This window comes from Patulibacter sp. (assembly GCF_030655195.1).
In the GTDB taxonomy this organism is placed as follows: domain Bacteria; phylum Actinomycetota; class Thermoleophilia; order Solirubrobacterales; family Solirubrobacteraceae; genus Patulibacter.
This window is the reverse complement of record NZ_JAURWA010000170.1, coordinates 1-3469: the sequence shown is the minus strand read 5'-3', so window position 1 is coordinate 3469 and position 3469 is coordinate 1. Positions and strand designations below refer to the sequence as shown.

The window sequence follows — 3469 nt, the reverse complement described above, 5'->3', positions numbered from 1 at the left end:
CCGGCGCACACCTCCCAGGTCCGCGGTCGGTCGGCGCCAGGACGACGGCCGCAGGCGCCGCGGCTCTCGGCGCGCGCCGGCCCTCGGCCGGACGGCCGTCCGACGCCGGCGGGGTCCGTCGGGCCCGCGGCCCCTGGCCGGGACGGACGGTCGGGCATGATCGGTCCATGCCCACCGCCACCTGGAACGGCACGGTCATCGCCTCGAGCGACGAGACCGTGATCGTCGAGAACAACCACTACTTCCCGCGCTCCTCGGTGCGCGAGGACCTCGTCCGCCCGTCGACCGCCGACAGCTTCTGCCCGTGGAAGGGCACCGCCTCGTACCTGTCGATCGAGGTCGACGGCGAGACGAACGCCGACGCGGCGTGGTTCTACCCGGAGCCGAAGGACGCGGCAGCCGAGATCAAGGACCACGTCGCCTTCTGGAAGGGCGTCGAGGTCACCGACTGACCGACGGCCGGGGCGGGGGCGAGGCGCCGGATCGGCCTCGTCCGTGCCCGGACGGCCCGGGAGCGGGCGCCGCTCAGGCCGTCAGCGGACGGGTGCGCGTCGAGCCCTGCTCCAGCACGAGCCACCGGCGGAGGGCGTCCTCGGCGCCGCCCGCGGTCTCGCGGAGTTCGGCGACGAGGTGCTCGCTGACGTCCTGCAGGCGGACGACGGCCCGCGCGATCGCCTCGAGCGACCGGCGCTCGTCGGGCCCGAGCTCACCCGAGGCCTCCAGCAGCAGGTCGGCGTGCACCCGCAGCACCGTCAGCGGGGTCCGCAGCTCGTGGGCGGCCGTCGAGACGACCAGCGCCTGCATGCGCCCGAGCTCCGCGAGCCGGGCGTCGGTATCGCCGGACGTCGCGGTCGGTGCGACGTCGACGGCCGGGGAGCCGGCGGGCGGTGGGATGGGGTTCGAGGCGTGGTTCACGAAGCGGGACCTGCGGGACGGGACGACGAGGAGCGGACCACGACGTTGACCGCCCGCCGTGGCAGGCGCCGCCCAGACGTCGATCGGTCGGGTATCGACTCCGCAGGTCGCCCCGCGCCGCCGCCCTGCGGCACCCCCCGGGGGTATCGCTACGATGGCCCGATGGACGCCTCGTCGCCTGCGCCGCCCGCAGCAGGAGCGATCCCCGAGGACGCCGGGGCGGCGACGCAGCGCGGCTACTCGGCGACGAAGGACCAGCTGCGTTCGCGGCTGCGGCGCATCGAGGGCCAGGTGCGCGGCATCGATCGGATGGTCGACGAGGACCGGTACTGCATCGACGTCCTGACGCAGATCTCCGCGGTGCAGGCGGCGCTCGACAAGGTGGCCCTGGGGCTGCTCGACGACCACGCGCGGACCTGCGTCGCGGGCGCCGAGGGCGACCAGCGCCTCGAGCGCACGGACGAGCTGATGGCCGCCGTCGGCCGCATGCTGCGCCGCGGCTGACCGTCGCAGCCCCGGCTCCGCCGCCACCCCGCCCGGCCCCACGTCCCGGGGCACGACGCCGGCGCGGAGCCCGCACCGGCGTCGTCGCCTACAAGCGGCTGCGCGTCCCCCGCGCGTTCAGCACGATGTAGACGAGGAGCACGATCGCGAGGAGGCCGATGATGCCGCCCCCGATCGCGACCTTCGCGATGAAGAGCACCAGCGCGACGACAGCGAGGGCGACGACGAGTCCGTAGAGGTTCATGGTCGTCTTTACCCTGTGACGACCATCACATTCGCCGGGCAGGAAGGGGCGGACGGATGACGGAGCCCGGGCGGCCCCGGAGCGCGACGCCTCAGACGACCGCGCCGACCGGTGCCACGCGGTGCGCCGGGCCCGGGGACGACCCGACGCGCAGGTCGGCGTAGGCGGCGGCCAGGCGGGCCACGGCGTCCTCCAGCTCCTCCGCCGGCCGCGTGTAGGGCAGACGCAGGAAGCGCTCGAAGGCACCCCCCACCCCGAACCGCGGCCCCGGGACCACGCGCACGCCGTGGCGCTCCGCCGACGCGGTCAGCGCCGAGCTCACCGGCGCGGGCAGCTCGATCCAGAGGGAGTTGCCGCCCGGCGAGCGCTCGACGCGCCACTCCGGCAGGTGCGTCCCCAGCGCCGCGGTCAGGCGGTCGCGACGCTCCGCCAGCATCGCGCGGCGCTCGACGAGCCCGGCCTCGTCGTCGCGCAGGAGCTCGGCCGTCGCCAGCTGCTCGAGGATCGGCGTGCCGAGGTCCAGCCCCGGGCGGATCCCCGCCAGGCCGCTGATCGTCGCCTCGTCGGCGCGGACCCAGCCCGTGCGCATGCCGCCCCAGAAGCTCTTGCTCGTGCCGCCGACGGTGACGACGGTCGAGCCGGTCGGGTCGTGCACCGCGAACGGCGCCGGGGGCGGACCGTCGAGGCCCAGGTCGACCATGGTCTCGTCCACCACCACCGTGGTACGGGCCCGCGCCGCCGCCCCGGCGATCCGTTCGCGGTCCGCGGAGGCCATCAGGCGGCCCGTGGGGTTGTGGAAGTCGGGCAGCAGGTACGCCAGCCGCGGGCCGGTCTGGCGCAGGGCCGCCTCGACCCCGTCCACGTCCCACCCCCGCTCGGCGGGCAGGCCCACGGGTACCGGCCGGCAGGAGGCGCGGGTGATCGCGTCGATCGCGTGCGGGTAGGTCGGGTGGTCCACCAGGACGCGGTCCCCCGGGCCGGCGAGCAGCTGGAGGACGAGGACGAATGCGTGCTGCGCGCCGCTGGTGACGAGGATCTGCTCCGGCGTGGTGGGCAGCCCGCGGCGGGTGTAGCGGTCGGCCAGGGCGCGCCGGAGCTCGGGGACGCCGAGGGCCTGGTAGCCGTGGCCGGGCAGGTGCGCGGGCAGGCCCGCGAGGGCCGCGGCGTAGGCGGCGTGGACCCCCGGCGCGGCGGGGAGCGCGGCGGCACCGAGGTCGATCGCACCGCTGTCGTCGTCGGCGACGAGGCCGCCGACGCTGCGGGCGCCGGGGCCCGCGGGCACGCTCGTCCGACTGCCGGAGCCGTGCCGGCTGACGAGGTGGCCCTGCTCCCGGAGCCGCCCGAACGCGGTCGACACCGTCGTCCGGCTGACCCCGAGCGCGGTGGCGAGCTCGCGCTCGCCCGGCAGGCGGACGTCGAGCGGGACCCGCCCGTCGAGGACGAGCAGCCGGATCGCGTCGGCGAGCTGCACGTAGAGCGGGTCGCCGCCGGCGCCCGCCCGCTCGTCGTCGCGCCAGCCTCCCAGCTGCCGCACGAGGGAGGGGGCGCTGATGCTGCGGGAGGCCATCGCAGACCACTCTGCCGCAAGTGGACCTGGATGACAAGTCCACTTCGCGCCACCATGGAGTCATGTCCACGACCGACCTCGATCCGCAGAGCCCCCTCGCCCGCTTCCTCTCCACCGGCGGGACCACCCACCGCCCGTCCCTCGAGGGCGTCGCCGCCCGCTCCGGCGCGGCCACGGCCGACGCCGGCACGGCCCCCGGCGTCGCCCCGGTCCGCCCGGCCGGCACGTCCGAGCTCCGC

The 3469-nt window shown here is 76.4% G+C and carries 5 protein-coding genes; 2 read left to right on the top strand and 3 right to left on the bottom strand.

The genetic code is table 11. The annotated features are described in order from the left end of the window. Window positions 1–167 precede the first annotated feature (167 nt). Window positions 168–452, top strand: a complete 285-nt coding sequence (locus tag Q7T67_RS18395; RefSeq protein WP_304793214.1) for a DUF427 domain-containing protein — start codon at window positions 168–170, stop codon at window positions 450–452. Window positions 453–525: 73 nt separating this feature from the next. Here the strand turns inward: Q7T67_RS18395 and Q7T67_RS18390 are convergent, their stop codons facing one another. Beyond that, window positions 526–915: a histidine kinase dimerization/phospho-acceptor domain-containing protein gene (locus tag Q7T67_RS18390; protein ID WP_304793211.1), complete on the bottom strand. Its 390-nt coding sequence runs from the start codon at window positions 913–915 to the stop codon at window positions 526–528. 162 nt (window positions 916–1077) lie between these two features. Between Q7T67_RS18390 and Q7T67_RS18385 the strand changes: the two genes are divergently transcribed. Next, window positions 1078–1419 (top strand): metal-sensitive transcriptional regulator, encoded by a 342-nt coding sequence (locus tag Q7T67_RS18385; RefSeq protein WP_370695423.1) that lies wholly within the window; start codon window positions 1078–1080, stop codon window positions 1417–1419. 88 nt (window positions 1420–1507) lie between these two features. On the opposite strand, the gene Q7T67_RS18380 is transcribed toward Q7T67_RS18385, so the two are convergent. Beyond that, the gene (locus Q7T67_RS18380; protein WP_304793209.1) at window positions 1508–1663 is read right to left on the bottom strand and encodes a hypothetical protein; all 156 of its coding nucleotides are present in this window, start codon (window positions 1661–1663) and stop codon (window positions 1508–1510) included. A gap of 91 nt (window positions 1664–1754) precedes the next feature. Further along, a complete protein-coding gene (locus tag Q7T67_RS18375; protein ID WP_304793207.1) occupies window positions 1755–3230 on the bottom strand; it encodes a PLP-dependent aminotransferase family protein in 1476 nt (491 codons plus the stop codon). Window positions 3231–3469: the final 239 nt, after the last annotated feature.

Excerpts from the sequence above, each read along its gene's own strand:
- Q7T67_RS18375 (WP_304793207.1), bottom strand. The coding sequence starts at position 3,230 with ATGGCCTCCCGCAGCATCAGCGCCCCCTCCCTCGTGCGGCAGCTGGGA.
- Q7T67_RS18395 (WP_304793214.1), top strand. The coding sequence starts at position 168 with ATGCCCACCGCCACCTGGAACGGCACGGTCATCGCCTCGAGCGACGAG.
- Q7T67_RS18380 (WP_304793209.1), bottom strand. The coding sequence starts at position 1,663 with ATGAACCTCTACGGACTCGTCGTCGCCCTCGCTGTCGTCGCGCTGGTG.
- Q7T67_RS18385 (WP_370695423.1), top strand. The coding sequence starts at position 1,078 with ATGGACGCCTCGTCGCCTGCGCCGCCCGCAGCAGGAGCGATCCCCGAG.